Here is a 20,621-nt window from a genome sequence, read left to right as displayed (position 1 = left end):
CTGTTCCTTCAAGGGCTGCTGCCAGCCGGAATGGGCGGCCGGCGAGATGGGTGAATCGTTTCAGGCACGCGGCGGCGCTGAGGTAGCGATGGGAGAACAGGCCGTGCTGCAGCGCCGCCCAGCAAGCAAAGTCGGATTGGTAAATCGGTTTACTCTAGGCGCAGCGATAGGCTGCTCGTCAAGCGGGATTTTCTAGCTCTTACCGATTTGCACGCTTAGCCGGTTCCGGCCGATGGCCTTAGCCGAGCTTCACCCGGCGGCGCGGCGGCAGCACGGATTGCCGTACCTGAAGCTCCATCGGCACCCGCACGCGGCCCGCCCCGCTCGGCGGCGTTGCGATCTCCCGCATGACCAGACGCAGCGCCTCCCGCGCCAGGAGCCCGAGATCCTGCCGCAGGGCGGTGATCGGCGGCTCGAAAAGCCCGAGAGGCTCGACGTCGTCGCAGGTCACCACCGAGATATCGGTGCCGATGCGAATGCCGCGGCGGCGGAAGGTTTGCAGCATGCCGAGAAAGATCTCGTCCGAGCCGGTGAAGATCGCGGTCGTCTGCGGATGGTCCGCCAGCAGCCGCTCGGTGGCCGCTTCCCCGGCTTCACGCGTATAGGCGCCCTCCATCACGGCCAATGCTTGGGCGCCCGCCTCGCTCACCGCCCGCATGAAGCCACGCCGCCGCTCCTCCGCCGTCAAAAGCCCCGGCGGCCCCGACAGCATGGCGATGCGGCGGTGCCCTGCCGCGAGAATATGGCGGGTCGCGTCATAAGCTCCGGCGACATTCTCCGCGAAGACGCCCGAGACCTCCGCGCCCGCAATATCCTCGTCAACCAGCACCATGCCGGGCAGGCCGGCAAGCGCCGTCAGCAAAGTCCCATCATCGGGATGGTTGGTCGCGAAAAGCAAACCATCGACCTGCCGGTGCTCAAGCCTGCGGATATAGTCGAGTTCCCGATCCACCCGGTTGAGGGTGACGCACAGCAAGACACCGAGACCGTGCTCCGCCGCCGCCGTCTCGACCGCCGCGGCAAGCCCGGCGAAGAAGGGGTTGCTGATCTCCGGCACGACCAGCCCGATGGTATCGGACCTGCCCCGGCTGAGCGAGCGGGCGAGCGGGTTGGGCACATAACGCAAGGCAGCGACGGCCTGATCGATGCGCTTGGTGGTCGCCGGCGGCAATCGGATGGAGCCGTTGAGATAGCGCGATACGGCGGCGACCGACACTCCGGCAGCACTCGCGACGTCCTTGATCGTCGCCTTGCGCGACACGGCAGTTCTCCTTGACCCCGCCGCCTGGGCAGAACCGGTCGATATTGGACGCCGAGAATAGGGGAGCGGCGAAGGAGGGTAAAGCGCGGCAGGCCACGCGCCGACCGAAGCGAAGGGGCGACCGGACACCCGATCAGAAATGTCTTGACCGACGCCCGCCGCCTCCCCCAGGATATTTTTCTCGCGGCAAGAATTTTGTCGTAAGCGCTTTCGCCCTATCGCCTTTCCGGCTGCCGCGCGAAAGCCATCGGTGCCAACTTGGTTTTGCTCGATCCGAAGGAATCGGCACTGCTATGAAACGGCTTTCCAATCTTGCTGCCACAACAGGCGCCCCACCCCGATTCTCGGCTGCGCGTCGAGCAGACGCGCAGCTTAGGTTGCCTCATCAAATAAGGCATGCGGCGGTGGCGATCGTCGCGCCATGCCGCTTATCCTGGGCATTGCCCTTCGCTCCCCCCCCCCCCCCGGACCGGACCAGCAACAGCGATGGACAGAAGACAATGAGACGATTTCCAAGCAGACTGGGCTTCCTGAGCCTTGCAACAGCGGCTTTCGGCTTGAGCCCCCTCGCCACGCCCCTCGCCCAGGCTCAGGACAAGCCGCAATATGGTGGCGATCTCACCATGGTCCGCGCCGAGCAACTGCGCACACTCCTTCCGTCACAGCCGACGGACAATGCCTCGATCTGGGTCATCGAAGAGGTTTTCGACACCCTGCTGCTGCCAAAGGCTGATGGCAGCGGCGTCGGCCCCGATCTCGCGACCTCATGGTCGCAGAGCAAGGACGGGTTGAGCTGGACTTTCCATCTTCGCCATGGGGTGACCTTCACCAATGGCCAGCCGCTGACCTCGAAGGACGTGAAATTCTCGCTGGAGCAAACATCCAAGCCCTCCAGCCCCTTCTCCTTCATCAATGCGTCGATCACCAAGATCGCGACGCCCGACCCTTACACCGTGGTGATCACGACGAAGCAGCCCTTCTCCCCGCTGCCGTCCGACATGGCGATTTTTGCCAATTCCATTGTGCCCTACAACTATGCCGGCATGAAGCCCGAGGACTTCGCCAAGCATCCGATCGGCAGCGGCGCCTTCGTGCTGAAAAGCTGGACGCCCGGCGTCGGCACGACCTTGGTGCGTAACCCGCATTACTGGCGCGAGGGGCGGCCCTATCTCAATTCGATCACCTTCAAGGTGGTGCCCGACAGCAATACGCGGGCGAATGAAGTGCAGGGCGGCGAAGCGCAGATCGACGAGTTCCCGGCCTATTCCAGTATCTCCGCGCTGCAGAATTCGGGTGGTGCGGTCAAGGTCGGCATCTACCCGTCGAGCCGGGTGGATTTCCTCTCAATCAACAACACGCACAAGCCGTTTGACGATGTGAACGTGCGGCGCGCCATCGCTTCGGCCTTCGACAAGAATACCCTGGTGAAGGTGGTGCTGTTCGGCCACGGAACGCCGGCCGGCGCCTATATGTCGCCAAGTTCCTGGTCTTTCGACAAGAGCATCAAGGGCTATCCCTATGATCTCAAGGCGGCGAAGGCATATCTCGCGAAATCCTCCGTGCCGAACGGCTTCTCCTCCACCATCACCGTCTATAGCGGCAATTCGGACCAGCAGACGGAGGCGCAGATTCTGCAAGCCTCGCTCGCCAAGCTCGGCATCAAGCTTACCATCCAGACGCTCGACCCCTCGGCCGCCTATGATGCGCAGCAGAGCGGCAATTACGACCTCTCCTTCAGCTATGATACGACCGACATCGTCGATCCTGATGAGATCATCCGCTTCGTCGGCTCCTATAACGGCGGCTCGAACTCGCTCTATTCCTTCTACAAGAACAAGCAGATCGATGCCTGGATCGACCAGGCGGCGACGCTGAACGATCAGGCGGCCCGCAAGGCGCTCTACGACAAGGTGCAGGAGCAGTGGAATACCGATCAGCCTGACGTGCCGCTCTACTACACGCCGGAAATCTATGCCTATGGCGGGAACGTCCATGGCTTCCATCCTTTCGTGACCGGCAATTACGATCTGGCGGATGTGTGGATGTCGAAGTGAGGCTATGGCGCGCGGCGATCCCCGGAGCCGCTCCGGCGGGTCGCTGCCGCTTGGGTTCGCGGACTGTCCTGGAAGCCTGACATGATCCAATTTCTCGCGCGGCGTATTCTGCTGCTCATCCCGGTGGTGCTCGGCGTGGCGACGCTCACCTTCATCCTCATGCACATGGCCCCGGGCGATCCGGCGCGCACCTATCTCGGGCCGCGCGCGAACCCGGCAGCCATCGCGGCCTTGCGCCATCAATGGGGGCTCGATCAGCCTTTATGGCGCCAATACCTCACCTTCATGGGCGGCCTTGCCATCGGCAATCTCGGCCAGTCGATGTTCTTCCACCACTCGATCCTCACCCTGCTCGCGATCCGCCTGCCGCCGACCTTGCTGCTGATGGCGATGGCCACACTCTTCAGCGTCGTCATCTCCGTCCCGCTCGCGATCTGGATGGCGGTGAGCCGCGGCGGCGCGGTGGATGCCGCGGTGCGCGCCTTCAATTCCATCGCGCAGGGCACGCCACTTTTTTTCACAGGCGCGGTGCTCATCGCGATTTTCAGCCTGCATCTCCGGTGGTTCCCCGTCGCGGGCTATGGCAACAGCCTGCCGCAGCACATCGTCTCCCTCGTGCTGCCTGCGCTCTCGGTCGCACTCGCGATCGTACCCTTCCTGGTGCGGGGCTTGCGCGGCGCGCTGATGGATGCGCTGACAAGCGAATATGTGAATTTCGCCAAGGCCAAGGGCCTCAACCGCCGGTCGGTCTGGATCAACTATGCCCTGAAGAATGCGGCGATCACCGGCATTTCCATCCTTGGCATCCAGATCGGCTATCTCGCCGGCGGCACGCTCGTCGTCGAGAATGTCTTCGCGATTCCAGGCATGGGCACATTTCTGATGAGCGGTATCCTCAACCGGGATTTCCCGGTGGTCCAGGCGAGCGCGCTCGTCTTCGCGCTTCTCGTTATCTTCGTCTATCTGCTCACCGATATCGCCTATGGGCTCTGCGATCCGAGGGTGCGCGTGAAATGAGCACGGTATCGGTGACGGACAAGCCCGGCCGCCGCCTTGCAGCCCGGCCGCGGCGGCGCGAGTGGAACCTGCATCTGATGATCGGCCTGGTGATTGTGGGGGCGATCGTGCTGATGGCGGTCTGCGCGCCGCTGCTCACCCATTACAGCCCGACGGATCAGGATTTCACCGCGACGCTGCAAGGCCCGAGCTGGCAGCATCTGCTCGGCACGGACAATCTCGGCCGCGATCTGTGGAGCCGCATTCTCTATGGCGGGCGGATCGATCTTTTTCTGGCAACCGCCGCGGTGGTGGCTCCGCTTGTCATCGGCACGATCATCGGTGCGCTCAGCGGCTATTTCGGCGGCTGGTTCGATCTTGTCCTCATGCGTATCGCCGATACCGTCGTGGCCTTTCCCTTCTACGTGCTGGTGATCAGCCTCGTCTTCATCCTTGGCAACGGCGTCGGCAGCATCTTCGCCGCGATCTCGATCGTCTCCTGGGTCGCCTATGCACGCATCGTGCGGGCGGAAACGCTCAAGATCCGCTCGACCGATTTCATGGATGCGCTGCGCGTGGGCGGCATCGGCACCGGGCGCATCGTCTTCCGGCATCTCGTGCCGAATGTCGTGAGCCAGGCGATCGTCTATGCGATGAGCGATATCGTCGCCGATATCACGGTGATCGTGACGCTGAGCTATTTTGGCCTCGGCATCGTGCCGCCGACGCCCGATTGGGGAAACATGATGGCGGATGGACAGCCCTTCTTCGCCGGCGGCTATTACGGCCTGATGGTGATGCCGGCACTCGCCGTGATCCTGACGAGCTTCGGGCTGTCGCTGGTGGGAGACGGCCTCGCCAATCTCCTCCGGGTCAAGAAATGAGCGGGCGCGGGCCGGAGACAGTCGGCGATGGCGCCAATGCCCCCTTGCTGGAGATCGACCAGCTCGTTGTCTCCGCGCGGATCAAAGGGCAGGACTATCGCGCGCTCGACCGTGTCTCGCTCACCGTCGGCCGCGGCGAAGCGCGGGGCCTGGTGGGCGAATCCGGCTCTGGCAAAAGCCTCACGCTGCGGGCGGCGATGGGGCTGCTGCCGCAGGGGGTCTCCGTCACCTCCGGGGCGATCCGCTTCAAGGGGCGCGATCTGCTCGCCGATGGCGGGAAGTCGCTGACAGCGGTGCGCGGCACCGGTATCGCGATGGTGTTTCAGGAGCCGGCGGTCGCGCTCAATCCGGTCATGCGGGTCGGCCGCCAGATCGTCGATAGCCTCGCCTGGCGCCGCGGCTGGGGGCGGCGCCAGGCGCGCGAATTCGCGGTCGAACTCATGACGCAGGTCGGCATTCGCGAGCCTGAGCGTTGGGTGGATGCCTATCCCCACCAACTCTCGGGCGGCATGCGCCAGCGTGTGATGATCGCGGCTGCCATCGCCTGCCACCCGGAGATGATCTTCTGCGACGAGCCGACAACCGCGCTTGACGTGACGGTGCAGGCGCAGATCCTCGCCCTCTTCAAAAAGCTGCAGCAGGACCTTCATGCCGGGTTTCTCTACGTGACCCATGACCTCTCGGTCGTCGCGGAATTCTGCAGCACGCTCAGCGTCATGTATGCCGGGCGGATCGTGGAACAGGCGGACGACCTGAATGCGATGATCGCAGCACCCGCGCATCCCTATACGCGCGCGCTGCTCGCCGCCGTGCCGCGCATCAAGGGCCCGGCCAAGCGGCTGCGCGGGCTTGCCTCTTCCGCCCCGCCGCTCACCGAGCGCTCTCAGGCCGAGGCACCGCCGCTTGCCGAGATCCGCCCGGGCTGGCAGGCGGCACCTGCGACCGAGGAAGAGATGGCGCTCTTCGCCGCCGGGGCCGAAGCGTGAACGGGCCTCAGCTTCTGGCGGAGAACATCTCCGTCACCTTCGCGACGCGCCGGCGAGACGAGGGCCATCGCGCGCTGCGGGACGTGAGCTTGGGCATCGGCACCGGCGAGATCCTGGGCCTCGTGGGGGAATCCGGCTCCGGCAAATCGACGCTCGGCCGGGTGATCGTCGGCCTGCAGGAACGCTATGAGGGCCAGGTGAGCTTCGGCGGCACCGTGCTCGGCCACCGGCGCACGCGGGCGCAGCGGCGGGCGATCCAGATGGTCTTTCAAGATCCTTATGCCTCGCTCGATCCGCAGATGACGGTATGGCAGATGATCGAGGAACTGCTCGCCGTCCACCGGATCGGCAAGACGCGGGACGCGCGGCGCGCCCGCTGCGAGGCGTTGATGCGTCTCGTCCATATGCCTGCCGCCCTGCTCGATGTGCGGCCGGCCGGCATGTCCGGCGGGCAGCGCCAGCGGATCGCACTTGCCCGTGCCCTCGCGGTCGATCCGCAGATGATCGTGGCGGATGAGGCGACATCCGCCCTCGATGTCTCCGTCCAGGCCGGGATCATCAACCTGCTCGCCGATCTGCGGGACGAGATGGGCTTGTCGATCCTCTTCATCTCCCACAATCTCGCCGTCGTCCGCTCGCTTTGCGACCGGGTTGCCGTGATCTATCAAGGGGAGATTGTCGAGGTGGCAGACACCGAGGCGATTTTCGGCGCGCCGCAGCACGATTATACCCGGCAGCTTCTGGCGGCCGCGCCCGATCTGCCGTAGCACCAATTCGGGGATCAACCGATGCCGTCACTCCGCGCCCATCCCGCCTTCACGCAGATCCAGTCCGAGATCACGGCCCTCTTCGCCAAGCGGGTGAGCGAGGCGCGCGCGCCCGGCTGCTTCTTCGCCGTCTTCGATGCCGAAGGCGCGCTGTTCGAGGGCGGGTTCGGCTGCAAGACGCTCGGGCAAGGGGCGCCCGATCGGCAGACGCGGTTTCGCATCGCCTCCTGCACCAAGAGCTTCACCATTGCAGCTCTCTTGATGTTGCGTGATGCCGGCAAGATCGTGCTCGATGACCCGATCACCGCCTATGTGCCCGCGCTCCGCCCGACACTGCCGGTGCATGCGCCGGCCGCACCCAGCTTGCGCATGCTCATGAGCATGAGCGGCGGTTTGCCGACGGACGACGCTTGGGCGGACCGGCAGGAGGCGCTCTCGCGCGAGGCCTTCCTCGGCATCCTGACCGGCGGCGTGCGCTTTTCGACCGTGCCCGGCACGCGCTTCGAATATTCCAACCTGGGCTACGCGCTGCTCGGCCAAGTGGTGGAGCAGGCAAGCGGCAAGGCGTTTCAGACCTACGTGACGGAGACGCTCCTGCACCCGCTCGGCTTGCACAGCACAAGCTTCGAGCATGCGGCAGTTCCGCCGGCGCAGATGGCGACCGGCTATCGCGCATCGAATGGCACCTGGATCGGCCTTCCGCAAACGGGGCCTGGCGCTTTTTCCAGCATCGGCGGCTTGATTTCGACGGGTGAGGATCTCACGCGATGGGCCGCCTGGCTTGCGGAAGCCTTCGCCGATGCCCCCGAGCGCGGCCCGCTTTCGGCCGCAAGCCGGCGGGAGATGCAGCGCATCCATTGCCCGATCGCGCCGGAACCCGGCGAGGATCTCCTCTTCAAGGGCTACGGCTTCGGCCTCATCGCAGAGACGGATGCGCGCCATGGCCTCACCGTGCATCACTCGGGCGGCTATCCCGGCTTCAGCGCGCATATGCGCTGGAATCCGGCCGCCGGCATCGGCGTCGTCGGGTTTGAAAACGCAACTTATTCCGGTGTGTGGAAGACGGTCGCGGCGGCGTTGGAGCGTCTGATCGACCGTGCCGGGCCGGCAGCGGTACCTACAGCGCCGGCGGAGATCGCGGCGATCGGTCGTGGCGTTGCCGCGCTCGTCACAAACTGGGATGATGGCCTGGCCGATCGCCTCTTTCTCGAAAACGTCGCCATGGATCGGCCGTACGCGGAGCGGGCTGCGGAACTCGCGGAACTCCGCGCCAAGCTCGGCACGCCGGATGCCGCGCGGGTGGAAATCCGCCCGGCGGATAGCGCGATGTTCGGCTATTTCGAGGTGCGCGTGCCCTGCACCACGGGCGTCATCATCGGCCTCGTCGGGCTCGGTCCGCCGGAGCCTGCGCGCATCCAATCGCTGATCTTCAAGATCGACCATTGGTCGCAGTGGTAGCCCGGGCGGAGAGAGCAGCATGAAGGTCTATATCTGCGTCGATCTCGAAGGGGTGGCCGGCGTCATCACGCCGCAGCAGGGCACGCCCGGTAACGCCGAGTACGAGCGCGCGCGCCGCCTGATGACGGAGGAGGCGAATGCCGCGATCGAAGGGGCACTCGCTGGCGGGGCGACCTCGATTCTTGTCAACGACGCCCATGGGCCGATGACCAATCTCCTGCCGGATCTGCTCAGGTCCGAAGCCGAATTCATCAGCGGCAGGCCGAAGCCGTTTACGATGTTCTCGGGCCTCACGGCCGCCTTCGATGCGGTGTTTTGCGTGGGGCACCATGCCGCGGCGTCTGGTTTCGGCGTGCTCGCGCATACCACCAACGGCTTCGCCTTCCGCTCCGTCAGCATCGATGGGCGGAGGCTGGGCGAGCCTGGGCTGTACGGCGCCTATGCGGGGGAGTTGGGCGTGCCCGTCGTGCTTGTGACAGGGGATGACCGATGCGCTGCCGAGAACCGGCCGCTCTTTCCGGGCGCGACCTTCGTGACCGTCAAAACCGCGCTTGGGAACCGCGCGGCGCGGTCCCTCTCCATCACCGCGGCACGCGAAGCGATCCGCACCGGCGCAGAAGCCGCGCTGAAGAAGGCGCCGCTGGCGCGGCCCTTCGTGATCGAACGGCCGAGCAGCGTTGAATTCGCCATGGCAGATCCCGCGATGGCGGACCTTGCCGAGACGCTCCCACCCGCCGAACGGGTGGATGCGGTTACAATCCGCTTCGCCATCTCCTCCGTGGCCGAGGCGATCGGCTGGATGAACGCGCTTTCCGCGATGTCGGCGGCTCTCCGCTAAGCCGGTTTCGGCCCGATCCTGCAGGCTGCGCCTCCGCTCAGGGTCGCGGCGCGGATGCGTCGACTGGCGGGTGTCTCTCGGCCTCGGGGAAAGCGGGTGCGGCTCACTTGCCATCCTCCTCGCCTATGGTCATGGCGGTCTCGCGCGGGTCTCGGGCCGCACGTCCGTGACGGCCGAGGCGCGCTGAAATTTGCTGATATTTTGTGCATTATTGCCTAATTGTTAGGCTTAATGATTGCGCTTGACAGATTGTGCACCGCACATAGGATGGAAATTAGGCAACCCGAGCAACAGCGCTCAGTGAGGTTGCCGCGCCGCCGCTGTTCCGCCTGGCACCGCCGCCGCTGAAAACATCCATCCCCGCCGTAACAAGCCCGTCGCGTTGGGCAGCTGGAAAGCGTGCCATTGGCTCAGGACATACAGATCGGCCTCCTTATGTCGGCCTCGGGTCCCTACGCCCCGATGGCGCGCGCAAGCCTGCACGGGGCGCTGCTCGCGGTCGAAGACATCAATGCCAGGCCCGCAACACCCGTACGACTGGTGCCGGCTGCGGCGGATCCAGCCTGCGACCCCGCGCTCTATGCGCGCCACGCCGCCAACCTTCTGGCTCAGGGCATCCGCCACGTCGTCGGCTGCTACACATCGATCAGCCGAAAGGAAGTCATCCCCATCTTCGAGAAGAGGGACGCTCTGCTCTGGTATCCAACCCATTACGAGGGTTTTGAGGCATCGCCGAACGTCATCTATGTCGGCGGTGCGCCGAACCATCATGTTCTCCCGCTGGCTGCCTGGGCGCTTCGCCATGTCGGGCGGACCGCCTATTGCGTCGGCTCCAACTACGTCTGGGCTTGGGAGACGAACCGCGTCTTGCGGGAGGCGCTGATCCCGGCCGGCGGCCGTGTCATCGCCGAACGCTATGTCGCGATCGACGATCTCGATATGGACCACATCGTTCAGGATATCATCCGCGCCAGGGCGGATTTCGTCTTCTGTACCCTGATCGGCGCGGCGGCATCCGCCTTCATCAGCCGCCTGCGAGCCGCCTGCATCGGCCAGGGGATCGACCAGCTGCGCGAGATACCGCTTCTCACCTGCAATCTCAACGAAACGACGATGCAGGGGGTGGAGCCCGCGGCGCGGGACGGACATATCAACTCTTCCGTCTATTTCGCCTCTCTGCCAACGCCGGCAAGCCGGGCCTTCGTCGCGGCCTTCAGGGCGCGGTTCGGCACTATCCCCTCCGCCGATGCCGAAGCCGCGTTCTCGGCGGTCCACCTCCTCGCCGAGGCGGTTGCCGCGGCCGGGTCGGACGAGATCGCTGCCGTGCGCGCGGCAGTCCCCTCGCTCCGCTTGCAGGCCCCCCAGGGTGACGTGATGATCGACGCCGACACAATGCACGCCTGGCTCACGCCGCGCATCGGCCGCTCCCGCGCCGATGGCGGGTTCGATATCATCGAGGACGCCGCAGCCCCCGTCCGCCCCGATCCCTATCTTGTTGATAGCACACGACGCTTGGCGCCCGCCCATCTCAGGCTCGTGTCATGACGGGGGCCGGTATCGTTCAGAACTTCAGCGGTCTCCGCGCCGTGGTGATCAGCCGCGACAGCGATCCCGCTCAACCACTGGCTGCGGCGCTCCTGCGCCTCGGGCTGAGCATCGCCTTTCATGATCCGGAGGATGGCTGGCCTCGGGAGCTCGATGCGGAGCGCGATCTCCTCATGATCGAGGGTGATCTGCACCCCCGCGGCATTGCCGGCGCCGAAGCCGCAACCGGCGGGGATGTGCCGGTGATCGGCCTTCTCGGCGTCGAAGCGCCAGGGCGGCTCCGCGCCCTCATGGCGCTCGGCGCCACCGCCTTTCTGCGCCAGCCGGTCTATGGGCCGTCCGTCTACTCGGCAATTTTTCTTGCCGTCAACACGCACCGGGAGCGTCGGCATCTCCGCGGGCAGATCGCCGCGCATGAGCAACGGCGAAGCGGCCGGCGTTTCGTCATCAAAGCCGTGCTCGCCCTGATGAAACGCGAAGGATGCGATGACGAGCAGGCCTATGAGGTGCTTCGCCGGGCCGCCATGCGCGAACGGCTGAGCATCGAGGCCTATTGCGAGATCTGGCTGCAGAACGCCGAGGCCGCGCCACCCGCGCCGGCGGCCGCTCTGCGAGCGAAGCCCTGATAGTCACAGAGACGAAGGATAGCGAATGGACAAGCTCAACTCCCCTCATCCCAAGACCGCGGCGCCGTCGCGGCGGCAGTTGCTGCAAAACTCGGCCGCCGTTTTGGGCGGGGCGCTTGCCGCGCCCTTCCTGGCGCGCACCGCGGAAGCTGCAGACAAGATCAAGGTCGGCAGTCTGCTCGATCTCTCCGGCCCGCTCGGCAGTTCGGGGCTCGGGATGTATCAGGCGATCCAGGTCGGCGTTGATGAGGTGAACAAGGCGGGCGGCTTGCTCGGCAAGCAGATCGAGCTCATCAACTACGATACGCAATCCAATATCCAGCTCTATTCGCAATATGCCCAAAAGCTGGCGTTGCAGGACCGCGTCGCCGTCGTGCATGGCGGCATCACCTCGGCCTCGCGCGAAGCGATCCGCCCGGTGTTCGACCGTTATCGCACCCTCTATTTCTACAACGTGCTCTACGAAGGCGGCGTCTGCGACCGCGACATCTTCTGCACCGGCACGACGCCCGCGCAAACCGTGCAGAAGCTCGTGCCCTATGCCATGAACACCTGGGGCAAGAAGGCCTATATCATCGCGGCCGACTACAACTATGGCCAGATCACCGCCAAGTGGATGGCGAAATACACGCGTGACAACGGCGGCACCGTGCAGTCGGTCGATTTCTTCCCGCTCGATGTCACTGACTTCAGCGCCACGATCAGCAAGATCCAGCAGGCGGGGCCTTCCGTCGTGCTCTCAGCACTCGTCGGCTCCAACCACACTGCCTTCTATCGGCAATGGGCAGCGGCCGGCATGCTGCACAAGATTCCCATCGCGTCGACGACCTTTGGCCTCGTCGATGAGATCCACACGCTCGCGGCGAGCGAAAGCGACGGGATCGTCACCTCCTACGGCTATTATCAGGAGATCGACACCCCGGCGAGCAAGGCCTTCGTGCAAGCGATCCAGGCCAAGTTCGGCCAGAAGGTGCCCTATATCAGCGAGCTTTCCTGCGACAACTACGAGGGCTTCAAGCTCTGGGCGGCCGGCGTCAAGAAGGCCGGCAGCACGGACCGCATGGCGGTGATCAAGGCGCTGGAGACGGGCATCTCCATTGATGGCCCATCCGGCAAGGTGACGATCGACCACCAGACGCATCATGTCATCCGCAACGCCTATCTGGCGAAAGCCGTCAACAAGAGCTGGGACGTCTTCAAATCCTACCCAAACCAGTTCCCGTCCGACACGGCGGCGGTCTGCAACCTCATCAAATACCCGCGGACCGACAAGCAATACGTCATCGACGTGAAAGCCTAACGGAGAGACCGGGCATGGCGCTGAGCGGACTGCTTCTGTTTAACACGCTGACGGGCATCGCTACCCTGGTGCTGATCTGCCTTGGCCTCGGCATCATCTACGGCATGATGAAGATCATAAACCTCGCGCACGGCGAATTCGTCATGCTCGGCGCCTATGTCACGGTCTTTGCGGCGAATGCCGGCGTCAATCTGTGGATCGCCATGCTCGTGCTCTCCCCGCTCGCGGTCGGGCTCTTCGGGCTCGTGGTCGAGCGGTGCTTCATCCGCTTCCTCTACGGCCGCATCATCGACACGATGCTGGCGAGCTGGGGGCTCAGCCTCGCCATCATCGGCATCGTCACTTCGCTGTTCGGCAATACGGTGCGCGGCATTTCGGCGCCGCTCGGCTCCTTCTCGATCGGCGTCTATCGCACCAGCCTCTACGGTCTCTTCATCATCGTGGTGGCGGTTCTTGCGATCGCCGGTCTCTACGCGCTTCTGCGAATGACGCGCTTCGGCCTCGTGGTGCGAGCAACCATGGGCAATCCACGCATGGCGGCCGCCCTCGGCGTCTCGCCACCCCGCATTTACATGGCAACCTTTGCGCTCGGCGCGGGCTTCGCAGGGCTTGCGGGCGGTGTGCTGGCGCCTGTCTCCGGCGTCTCGCCGGTGATGGGAGCGGCCTTCATCGCGCGGGCCTTCATCACCGTGCTCGGCGGCGGCCCTGCCATCATCACTGGCACCGGCATCGCCTCCGCGCTCTTCGGCAGTATCGACGAGTTCGCAACCTTCCTCACCACGCCCGTCTTCGGCCAGGTGGCGCTGCTGCTGGCGGCTATCATCATGATCCGCTTCCTGCCGCAGGGCATCACCGGCCGCGTCTTCAGGAGGAGCCTGTGAACAGCGTCCCCTCCGGCTGGCGCAGCGGCCTCGTCACCGTCGCGGCAGGCCTCGTGCTGCTCTTTGCCCTGCCGCAGATAACCGGCCTCTACGGCGTCGTGCAGATGACGGTCTTCGCGGCCATGGCGGTCTTCGCCCTTTCCCAGGGCTTCATCTGGGGTTTCGGCGGCATCATGTCCTTCGGGCAATCGGCTTTCTTCGGCCTCGGCGGCTATGTCTATGCCGTCTCGGTCATCAACATGGGCGATAGCACGATCCCCGTTCTGCTCTCGATCGCCGCACCGGCCGCCTTCGCAGCCCTTCTCGGCTACTTCATGTTCTTCGGCCGTATCAGCGACGCCTATATCGGCGTCATCACCCTCACCGTCACCATCATCCTCTTCAACGTGGTGAACTCTACCTCGGGCGATTTCTACACCATCGGCCAGGCAGCACTCGGCGGTTTCAACGGCATGCCGAACGTGCCGCCGCTCAACCTGCCCGGCCATCCCGATGCGGCATTCGGTCCGCTCGACACATGGTATTTCGCCATGGGGTCCTTGATCCTCGTCTATATTCTGCTGCGCTGGATCCTCGCCAGCCGCTTCGGCCGCGTCGTCGTCGCGATCCGGGAGAACGAGACGCGGGTTCAGCTCCTCGGCTATGATGCACGGGTCTACAAGCTGCTCGTCTTCACCGTGGGCGGCGGCATCGCGGGCCTCGGCGGTTGCATCTTCACCAACTGGGGCGCCTTCATCAGCCCGACCATCTTCGGCCTGGCAAGCGCGGCGCAGGTTCTGATCTTCGTGCTTGTCGGCGGCCTCGGCACACTCGTCGGCCCCATTCTCGGCGCCTTCGGTATCGAATATCTCATCTCGATTATCGGCACCCAGCAAACCTTCAACGCCAATCTCGTGCTCGGCCTGGTGCTCGTCGCCTTCGTACTGCTGGTGCCGCAGGGCCTCGTCCCCGTGCTCTGGAGCGGCATCGCCCGCCTCCTGCCACAGCGCCTCGACCCCGCAACAGATCAGGCGGTGGAGATCCGCTCATGACGACGCCCCTTCTGGAAGCCCGTTCCGCCACCATGCGGTTCGGCGGTGTGGTTGCCGTCAATGAAGTGGACTTCACGCTGCGGGAGATGGAACTCCGCTGCCTCATCGGGCCGAACGGCGCCGGCAAGAGCACCTTCTTCAAGATGCTGACCGGACAACTGCGCCCAAGCGCGGGCCAGATCAGGCTGCGGGGCGAGGACGTGACGGGTGCGGAGCCGCACCACATCGCGCGGCGCGGCGTCGGCATCAAGACGCAGGTGCCGAACGTCTTCAACGGCCTCAGCGTGCGCGAGAATGTCGCGATTGCCGCCGGGCGCCGCAAGTCGATCGCGAGCGCGCGCCGCATCACCGAAGAGACGCTGGAACGTGCAAGCCTGACCGGCATCGCCCATCGCATGGTGGGGCAGTTGGCCCATGGCCAGCGGCAATGGGTGGAGATTGCGACCGTGCTCGCGCAGGAGCCGGAACTCATCTTGCTCGACGAGCCAGCCGCCGGCATGACGCACGAGGAAGTGCTACGCACCGCCGAGCTGATCCGCGAGATCAACCGCGCCCAGGCCCTCATCGTCGTCGAGCACGACATGCAGTTCATCCGCATGATCGCGACCACCGTCACGGTGTTCAACCAGGGCCGGATCCTGGTGGAGGACCATGTCGACCGCGTGTTGGCCAATCAAGCGGTCCGAGACGTCTATCTCGGGAAGCACGCGGCATGATGCTCTCGGTCCAAGGCCTGCGCTCGGGCTACGGGCGAATTCCGATCCTTGCAGGCGTGACCTTCACCGTCGCCGAAGGTGCCTTCGTCGGCATTCTCGGCCATAACGGCATGGGCAAGACGACGCTCTTGCGCACGCTGATGGGCTATCTGCCGGCAACCGGCGGCAGCGTGCATTTCGAAGGGCGCGATCTGACAGCGGAAACGCCGACCGTCCGTGCCCGTGCCGGCATCGGCTTCGTGCCGCAGGGGCGCGAGATCTTCGGCAGCCTCAGTGTTTATGAAAATCTGCGCATGGGCTGCCTCCTCTCCCGCACGGAGGAGCGCCGCACGATCGAGGAGGTGTTGGAGATGTTCCCGCGCCTCAAGCGTCTGCTCGATCGCCCGGGCGGCGCGCTCTCGGGCGGGGAGCAGCAGTTGCTGGCGCTCGCCCGCTGCCTCTGCGGCGCGCCCAAGCTCATCCTTCTTGATGAACCAACCGAAGGCATCCAGCCATCGATCATCGAGGAGATCATTGAAACCCTCCAGGCGCTGCGCCGCATGCGGGAGGTGACTTTCATTCTTGTCGAACAAAACCTCAACTTTCTCACCGCTCTTTCCGGGCGCATCCTCATCATCCAGAAGGGCCAGATCATCCGCGAGATCAGCCCCGAGGCGGTGGGCAACCCCGAGCTTGTGGCCGAACTCGTCGGGATAGACGTGTAAGGCAAGACATCGCTTCTCTCAGTAGAGAGACGCCACAACTCTCAATCCGTTTTCAGGAGCAAGACGACATGAGCGTCGAACGGCCGACACTTGCCCAGATGCAGGCCATCGTCACCAGCCTCGGGATGGACCTGCCGCCCGAAAAGATCGAACAGTTCCGCGCCCTCATGGATGGTGCGGTCGCCTCCTATGCCCTGGTGGACGCGCTGCCGGACGAGAAGCCGCGCGTCGCCTATCCACGCACGCCCGGCTATCAGCCGCTGCCCGAGGAGAACGAATACAACGCCTGGTACGTGAAGACCGAGGTGCGCGGCGCCGAGAGCGGGCCGCTCGCCGGCAAGACCGTCGTGCTGAAGGACAATGTCTGCCTCGCCGGCGTGTCGATGATGAATGGCGCGGCGACGCTCGAAGGCTTCGTGCCGGATGTGGACGCCACGATCGTCACCCGCATGCTCGATGCCGGCGCCACCATCATGGGCAAGGCGCATTGCGAATCCTTCTGCCTCTCCGGCGGCAGCCATACCGGCGCGCTCGGCCCGGTGCATAATCCCCTGAAGAAGGGCTATTCGGCCGGCGGTTCCTCCTCCGGCTCCGCTGTGCTTGTGGCCGCGGGCGAAGTGGACATGGCAATCGGCGGCGATCAGGGCGGCTCTATCCGCATCCCCGCCGCCTTCTGCGGCATCTACGGCATGAAAGGCACCTGGGGACTCGTGCCCTATACCGGCGTGATGCCGATCGAAAGCACGATCGACCATACCGGCCCGATGACGGCGACGGTCGCCGATTGCGCGCTCATGCTCGAAGTGCTGGCGGGGCCGGATGGGCTCGATCCGCGGCAGACGGGCTGCAGGACGGCGCGCTATACGGAAGCGCTGGGGCGGGGCGTGGAGGGGCTGCGCATCGGCATCGTCACCGAGGGCTTCGGCTGGAGCAATAGCGAAGAGGGCGTCGATGCCTCCGTGCGCTCGGCCGCCGAACGCTTCCGCAAGATGGGCGCGGTGGTCGAGGAGGTCAGCATCCCCATGCACCGCATCGGCAAGGATATCTGGTCACCCATCGGCAATGAAGGCTTGATGGCGCAGATGATGCGCGGCAACGGCATGGGCTTCAACTGGAAGGGCCAGTACACGCTCGGCCTGCTCGACATGCATGCCGCCTGGCGCGAGCGCGCGAACGACCTCTCCGACACGCTCAAGCTCTCGATGTTCATCGGCGAGTATTTCACCCGCCATTACCGCGGCCGCTATTACGCGAAGGCGCAGAATATCGCGCGCCGGCTGCGCGCGGCGTACGACACCGCCCTTGCGCAGTATGACCTGCTGCTCATGCCGACCCTGCCGATCGTGGCCACCGAGATTCCGCCCGCCGATGCCGACCTGCCGCTCTATGTGCAGCGCGCCTTCGAAATGATCGTCAACACCGCGCCCTTCGACGTGACGGGGCATCCCTCGATGAGCATTCCCTGCGGAATGTCGGACGGTCTGCCGGTGGGGCTGATGTTGACGGCGAAGCACTGGGATGAAAGCACCATCTTCGCCGCCGCCGCCGCTTTCGAGGCAAGCGGGGACTGGAAGAGCTTCTGATCCTTGCCGCTTCAACGCCGTATCGGGGAGTGACCTGAACATGACCGATCTGCATTATCTGGAGCTTTTGGAACTCACCCGCCTCATCCATGCGCGCGAACTCACCGCCGTCGAGGCGACGCGCCAGGTGCTCGCTCGCATCACGGCGCTGGATGGCTCCTTGCACGCCTATGTCACGGTGATGGCGGAGAGCGCGCTCGCCGCCGCCGCCGCGGCCGATGCGGAAATCGCCGCCGGCCATATCCGCGGCCCGCTGCACGGCGCGCCGATCGCGGTCAAGGATCTGTGCTGGACAAAGGACGCGCCGACGAGCGCCGGCACGCTCATCCATAAGAACTTCCGCGCGCCCGAGGATGCGACGGTGGTACGCCGGCTGCGCGAGGCCGGGGCCATCATGCTCGGCAAGCTCGCGATGACGGAAGGGGCCTATACCGATCACCATCCCTCCGTAGCCGCGCCCATCAACCCTTTCGGCGCTGCCCACTGGGCCGGCTCTTCCTCCTCCGGCTCCGGCGTCGGCACCGCGGCGGGGCTCTGCTATGGGGCGCTCGGCTCCGACACCGGCGGCTCCATCCGCTTCCCGAGCGCGGCGCAAGGCCTGACCGGCATCAAGGGAAGCTGGGGCCGCGTCAGCCGCTACGGCATTTTCGATCTCAGCCCCACGCTCGACCATATCGGCCCGATGGCCCGCAGCGCCGCCGATGCGGGCGCCATGCTGGGCGCGATTGCCGGTGCCGATCCGCTTGACCCAACGGCGGCCGACCTGCCGGTGCCCGATTATCTGGCGACCGCGCGAGACGGTATCCGCGGCTTGCGCATCGGCATCGATCGCGACTGGACCACGGAGGGCGTCGATACCGAGACGCTTGCGATGATGAGGACGGCAGAGGCCACCCTGCGCGAACTCGGCGCGACCATCGTCGAGGTCCGCTTCCCGGAGACGGCCCAGATCGTGCGGGACTGGTTTCCGCTCTGCGCGGTCGAAGTCGCGGTCGCGCATCAGGAGACCTATCCAGACCGGAAGAGCGACTATGGCCCGTCCCTCGCCGAGTTGATCGAGCAAGGCCATCGCGTCTCGGGCCTCGACTATCAGAGGATCGTTCTGCGGCGGCTGGATTTCGCGGGCCGCGTGCGGGCGCTCTTCAAGGGTATCGACCTCCTGCTCCTGCCGGTGCAGAGCATCGCCGCCCCCACGCTCGATTTCCTCGGGCGATTCGGCGCCAATGAAAGCGTGCTGCACGGAATGCTGAAATTCACTTGCCCCTTCGACATGTCCGGCCACCCGACGATCACGCTTCCCGGCGCCTTCACAGCAACCGGCATGCCGATCGGCTTCCAGTTCGCAGCTGCGCTCTGGAACGAAGCGCTGCTGGTGCGTGCCGGCACCGCCTTCCAGAGCGTGACCGACTGGCACCATCGCCACCCCACCGCCTGGGCCTGAGAGAGGAAAACCCCATGCTCGACGTCGTGGAACTCACGCTGGACGAGGTCCAACAGGCTTTCGCCGCCGGCCATTATACATCCGAGGCATTGACACAAGCCTGCCTGGACCGCATCGCCCTCTATAACGCCAGCTACAACGCCATCATCTTCCTCAATCCGGATGCCTTGAGTGATGCGCGCGCAATCGATGCACGCCGCGCCGCCGGGGAGGCGTTGGGCCCGCTCGCCGGCGTGCCCGTCGTGGTGAAGGATGCGATGGACATGGTGGGCTTCCCCACCACCGGCGGTTGGCGCCTGCTCTATAGCGGCGCCGGCGGCGTGGACCTCATGCCGGCACGCGATGCGCCCGTCGTCGCGCGCCTCCGCGCCGCGGGTGCCGTGATCCTCGGCAAGACGAATATCCCGGTCCTCAGCCATACCGGCAGCCACGCGAATGATAGCTGGGCGGGCCCCACCTACAACGCCGCCGGCCGCGCCTTTCTGCCCGGTGGCAGCAGCGCCGGCACGGCAACCGCGGTTGCCGCCAGCATGGCGGTGCTGGGCTTGGCGGAGGAGACCGGCGGCTCGATCCAGAACCCGGCCTCGGCTCAAGCGCTCGTCGGCATCAAGCCCACCTTCGGCCTCGTGCCGAATGCCGGCGTCATGCCGCTTTCTGGCCTGCGCGATGTCGTGGGGCCCATCGCGCGCTCGGTGCGGGATGCGGCGCTCACGCTCGACGTGCTGGCGGGCTACTCATCGGAGGATCCGAAGACGGTCGCGGGCATCGGCCGCCGCCCCCAGGGCGGCTACGCAGCGGCCCTCGCGCCCGAGGCGCTGCGCGGCGCGCGGATCGGCCTCTACGGCCCTGGCTGGCGCGATCAGCCGCTGTCCGAAGAGGCCGCGGCGCTCTACCAGACTGCGCAGAGCGAGCTTGCCGCACAAGGCGCCGCGCTGATCGACGATCCCTTCGCGGGTTCCGGCTTTGCCGCCTTGCGCCAGACCGCAACACCCGAGACGCATTTCGACGCGCGCGGCCTGGAATCGATCGCCTACGACCTGCAGACCTATCTCGAACGGCTCGGCCCGCAGGCGAGCCTGCGGGACTTTGCGGCCTTCGCCAAGGCGACGGCGGCGGAAAATCCCTTCGCGCCCGGCGGTGTGCTCTCCTTCATGCCGGCGCTGCCCGCCTTCCGCGCCTGTCTCGAAAACCCAAGCGCGCCGGCCGATCTTTCGGAATTCGTCGCGGCGCGCGAAGCCTATCAGGATGTCTTCGATCGCGTGATGGCCGAGCATCGGTTGGATGCGCTGGTCTTCCCCCAGATGCGGAGCGAATTGCCTGGCCTCCATAGCGGCATCCCGATCGCCGAGACGACGGTGAGCGAGATCAACATCGCCGGCCTGCCGGCGGTGACGGTGCCGGCCGGCTACTACACTTCCGGCGCGCCGTTCTGCCTCGTCTTCGTCGGGCCGATATGGAGCGAGGGGCGCCTGCTCGCTCTTGCATATTCTTACGAGCAAGCGACGAAGCATCGGCGCGCACCGGTGCTTGACGCCCCGGAGCGATAGCAG

18 protein-coding genes are annotated in these 20,621 nt (G+C 65.4%); 17 read left to right on the top strand and 1 reads right to left on the bottom strand.

Features of this window, described 5'->3' with window-relative positions:
* Positions 1-238 precede the first annotated feature (238 nt).
* A complete protein-coding gene (locus tag ACYQ7X_RS13530; RefSeq protein ID WP_459697569.1) occupies positions 239-1,261 on the bottom strand; it encodes a LacI family DNA-binding transcriptional regulator in 1,023 nt (340 codons plus the stop codon).
* A gap of 500 nt (positions 1,262-1,761) precedes the next feature.
* On the opposite strand from ACYQ7X_RS13530, the gene ACYQ7X_RS13525 reads away from it, so the two are divergent.
* The 17 genes from ACYQ7X_RS13525 to ACYQ7X_RS13445 all read left to right on the top strand — a co-directional run bounded on the left by ACYQ7X_RS13525 (position 1,762) and on the right by ACYQ7X_RS13445 (position 20,618).
* Positions 1,762-3,315 (top strand): ABC transporter substrate-binding protein, encoded by a 1,554-nt coding sequence (locus tag ACYQ7X_RS13525; RefSeq protein ID WP_459697568.1) that lies wholly within the window; start codon positions 1,762-1,764, stop codon positions 3,313-3,315.
* An 81-nt stretch (positions 3,316-3,396) separates the two neighbouring features.
* Positions 3,397-4,332, top strand: a complete 936-nt coding sequence (locus ACYQ7X_RS13520; RefSeq protein WP_459697566.1) for an ABC transporter permease — start codon at positions 3,397-3,399, stop codon at positions 4,330-4,332.
* Positions 4,329-5,195 (top strand): ABC transporter permease, encoded by an 867-nt coding sequence (locus ACYQ7X_RS13515; RefSeq protein ID WP_459697565.1) that lies wholly within the window; start codon positions 4,329-4,331, stop codon positions 5,193-5,195. Before ACYQ7X_RS13520 ends, ACYQ7X_RS13515 begins: the two co-directional genes overlap by 4 nt.
* Positions 5,192-6,181, top strand: a complete 990-nt coding sequence (locus ACYQ7X_RS13510; protein WP_459697564.1) for an ABC transporter ATP-binding protein — start codon at positions 5,192-5,194, stop codon at positions 6,179-6,181. The genes ACYQ7X_RS13515 and ACYQ7X_RS13510 overlap by 4 nt, the downstream gene beginning before the upstream one ends.
* On the top strand, positions 6,178-6,948 hold the full coding sequence (locus tag ACYQ7X_RS13505; protein WP_459697563.1) for an ABC transporter ATP-binding protein: 771 nt from the start codon (positions 6,178-6,180) through the stop codon (positions 6,946-6,948). The genes ACYQ7X_RS13510 and ACYQ7X_RS13505 overlap by 4 nt, the downstream gene beginning before the upstream one ends.
* A gap of 21 nt (positions 6,949-6,969) precedes the next feature.
* Complete coding sequence (locus tag ACYQ7X_RS13500) at positions 6,970-8,406, top strand: serine hydrolase domain-containing protein (protein ID WP_459697562.1); 1,437 nt, start codon at positions 6,970-6,972, stop codon at positions 8,404-8,406.
* Between the two features lie 19 nt (positions 8,407-8,425).
* Positions 8,426-9,244 (top strand): M55 family metallopeptidase, encoded by an 819-nt coding sequence (locus tag ACYQ7X_RS13495; RefSeq protein WP_459697561.1) that lies wholly within the window; start codon positions 8,426-8,428, stop codon positions 9,242-9,244.
* A gap of 399 nt (positions 9,245-9,643) precedes the next feature.
* Complete coding sequence (locus ACYQ7X_RS13490; RefSeq protein ID WP_459697560.1) at positions 9,644-10,789, top strand: transporter substrate-binding domain-containing protein; 1,146 nt, start codon at positions 9,644-9,646, stop codon at positions 10,787-10,789.
* A complete protein-coding gene (locus tag ACYQ7X_RS13485) occupies positions 10,786-11,415 on the top strand; it encodes an ANTAR domain-containing response regulator (RefSeq protein WP_459697559.1) in 630 nt (209 codons plus the stop codon). The genes ACYQ7X_RS13490 and ACYQ7X_RS13485 overlap by 4 nt, the downstream gene beginning before the upstream one ends.
* 25 nt (positions 11,416-11,440) lie before the next feature.
* Entirely contained in the window at positions 11,441-12,715 is a 1,275-nt protein-coding gene (locus tag ACYQ7X_RS13480) for an urea ABC transporter substrate-binding protein (RefSeq protein ID WP_459697558.1), read from the top strand.
* Between the two features lie 14 nt (positions 12,716-12,729).
* Positions 12,730-13,596, top strand: coding sequence for a branched-chain amino acid ABC transporter permease (locus ACYQ7X_RS13475; protein ID WP_459697557.1), 867 nt, complete (start codon positions 12,730-12,732; stop codon positions 13,594-13,596).
* Positions 13,593-14,627 (top strand): branched-chain amino acid ABC transporter permease, encoded by a 1,035-nt coding sequence (locus ACYQ7X_RS13470; protein ID WP_459697556.1) that lies wholly within the window; start codon positions 13,593-13,595, stop codon positions 14,625-14,627. The genes ACYQ7X_RS13475 and ACYQ7X_RS13470 overlap by 4 nt, the downstream gene beginning before the upstream one ends.
* Positions 14,624-15,343, top strand: coding sequence for an ATP-binding cassette domain-containing protein (locus ACYQ7X_RS13465; RefSeq protein WP_459697555.1), 720 nt, complete (start codon positions 14,624-14,626; stop codon positions 15,341-15,343). The genes ACYQ7X_RS13470 and ACYQ7X_RS13465 overlap by 4 nt, the downstream gene beginning before the upstream one ends.
* A complete protein-coding gene (locus ACYQ7X_RS13460) occupies positions 15,340-16,047 on the top strand; it encodes an ABC transporter ATP-binding protein (protein WP_459697554.1) in 708 nt (235 codons plus the stop codon). The genes ACYQ7X_RS13465 and ACYQ7X_RS13460 overlap by 4 nt, the downstream gene beginning before the upstream one ends.
* Positions 16,048-16,115: 68 nt before the next feature.
* Positions 16,116-17,630: an amidase gene (locus ACYQ7X_RS13455; RefSeq protein WP_459697552.1), complete on the top strand. Its 1,515-nt coding sequence runs from the start codon at positions 16,116-16,118 to the stop codon at positions 17,628-17,630.
* Between the two features lie 40 nt (positions 17,631-17,670).
* On the top strand, positions 17,671-19,071 hold the full coding sequence (locus ACYQ7X_RS13450; RefSeq protein ID WP_459697551.1) for an amidase: 1,401 nt from the start codon (positions 17,671-17,673) through the stop codon (positions 19,069-19,071).
* Positions 19,072-19,085: 14 nt separating this feature from the next.
* A complete protein-coding gene (locus ACYQ7X_RS13445) occupies positions 19,086-20,618 on the top strand; it encodes an amidase (protein WP_459697550.1) in 1,533 nt (510 codons plus the stop codon).
* Positions 20,619-20,621: the final 3 nt, after the last annotated feature.

The sequence above is a fragment of the Acidisoma sp. C75 genome, assembly GCF_054665095.1.
This window is presented reverse-complemented; position numbering and strand designations above follow the sequence as displayed.

Bases quoted from the DNA above. Each gene is read 5' to 3' on its own strand.
- ACYQ7X_RS13500 (WP_459697562.1), top strand. From the start codon at position 6,970: ATGCCGTCACTCCGCGCCCATCCCGCCTTCACGCAGATCCAGTCCGAG.
- ACYQ7X_RS13525 (WP_459697568.1), top strand. From the start codon at position 1,762: ATGAGACGATTTCCAAGCAGACTGGGCTTCCTGAGCCTTGCAACAGCG.
- ACYQ7X_RS13450 (WP_459697551.1), top strand. From the start codon at position 17,671: ATGACCGATCTGCATTATCTGGAGCTTTTGGAACTCACCCGCCTCATC.
- ACYQ7X_RS13445 (WP_459697550.1), top strand. From the start codon at position 19,086: ATGCTCGACGTCGTGGAACTCACGCTGGACGAGGTCCAACAGGCTTTC.
- ACYQ7X_RS13485 (WP_459697559.1), top strand. From the start codon at position 10,786: ATGACGGGGGCCGGTATCGTTCAGAACTTCAGCGGTCTCCGCGCCGTG.
- ACYQ7X_RS13475 (WP_459697557.1), top strand. From the start codon at position 12,730: ATGGCGCTGAGCGGACTGCTTCTGTTTAACACGCTGACGGGCATCGCT.
- ACYQ7X_RS13520 (WP_459697566.1), top strand. From the start codon at position 3,397: ATGATCCAATTTCTCGCGCGGCGTATTCTGCTGCTCATCCCGGTGGTG.
- ACYQ7X_RS13455 (WP_459697552.1), top strand. From the start codon at position 16,116: ATGAGCGTCGAACGGCCGACACTTGCCCAGATGCAGGCCATCGTCACC.
- ACYQ7X_RS13480 (WP_459697558.1), top strand. From the start codon at position 11,441: ATGGACAAGCTCAACTCCCCTCATCCCAAGACCGCGGCGCCGTCGCGG.
- ACYQ7X_RS13495 (WP_459697561.1), top strand. From the start codon at position 8,426: ATGAAGGTCTATATCTGCGTCGATCTCGAAGGGGTGGCCGGCGTCATC.
- ACYQ7X_RS13510 (WP_459697564.1), top strand. From the start codon at position 5,192: ATGAGCGGGCGCGGGCCGGAGACAGTCGGCGATGGCGCCAATGCCCCC.
- ACYQ7X_RS13460 (WP_459697554.1), top strand. From the start codon at position 15,340: ATGATGCTCTCGGTCCAAGGCCTGCGCTCGGGCTACGGGCGAATTCCG.
- ACYQ7X_RS13465 (WP_459697555.1), top strand. From the start codon at position 14,624: ATGACGACGCCCCTTCTGGAAGCCCGTTCCGCCACCATGCGGTTCGGC.
- ACYQ7X_RS13515 (WP_459697565.1), top strand. From the start codon at position 4,329: ATGAGCACGGTATCGGTGACGGACAAGCCCGGCCGCCGCCTTGCAGCC.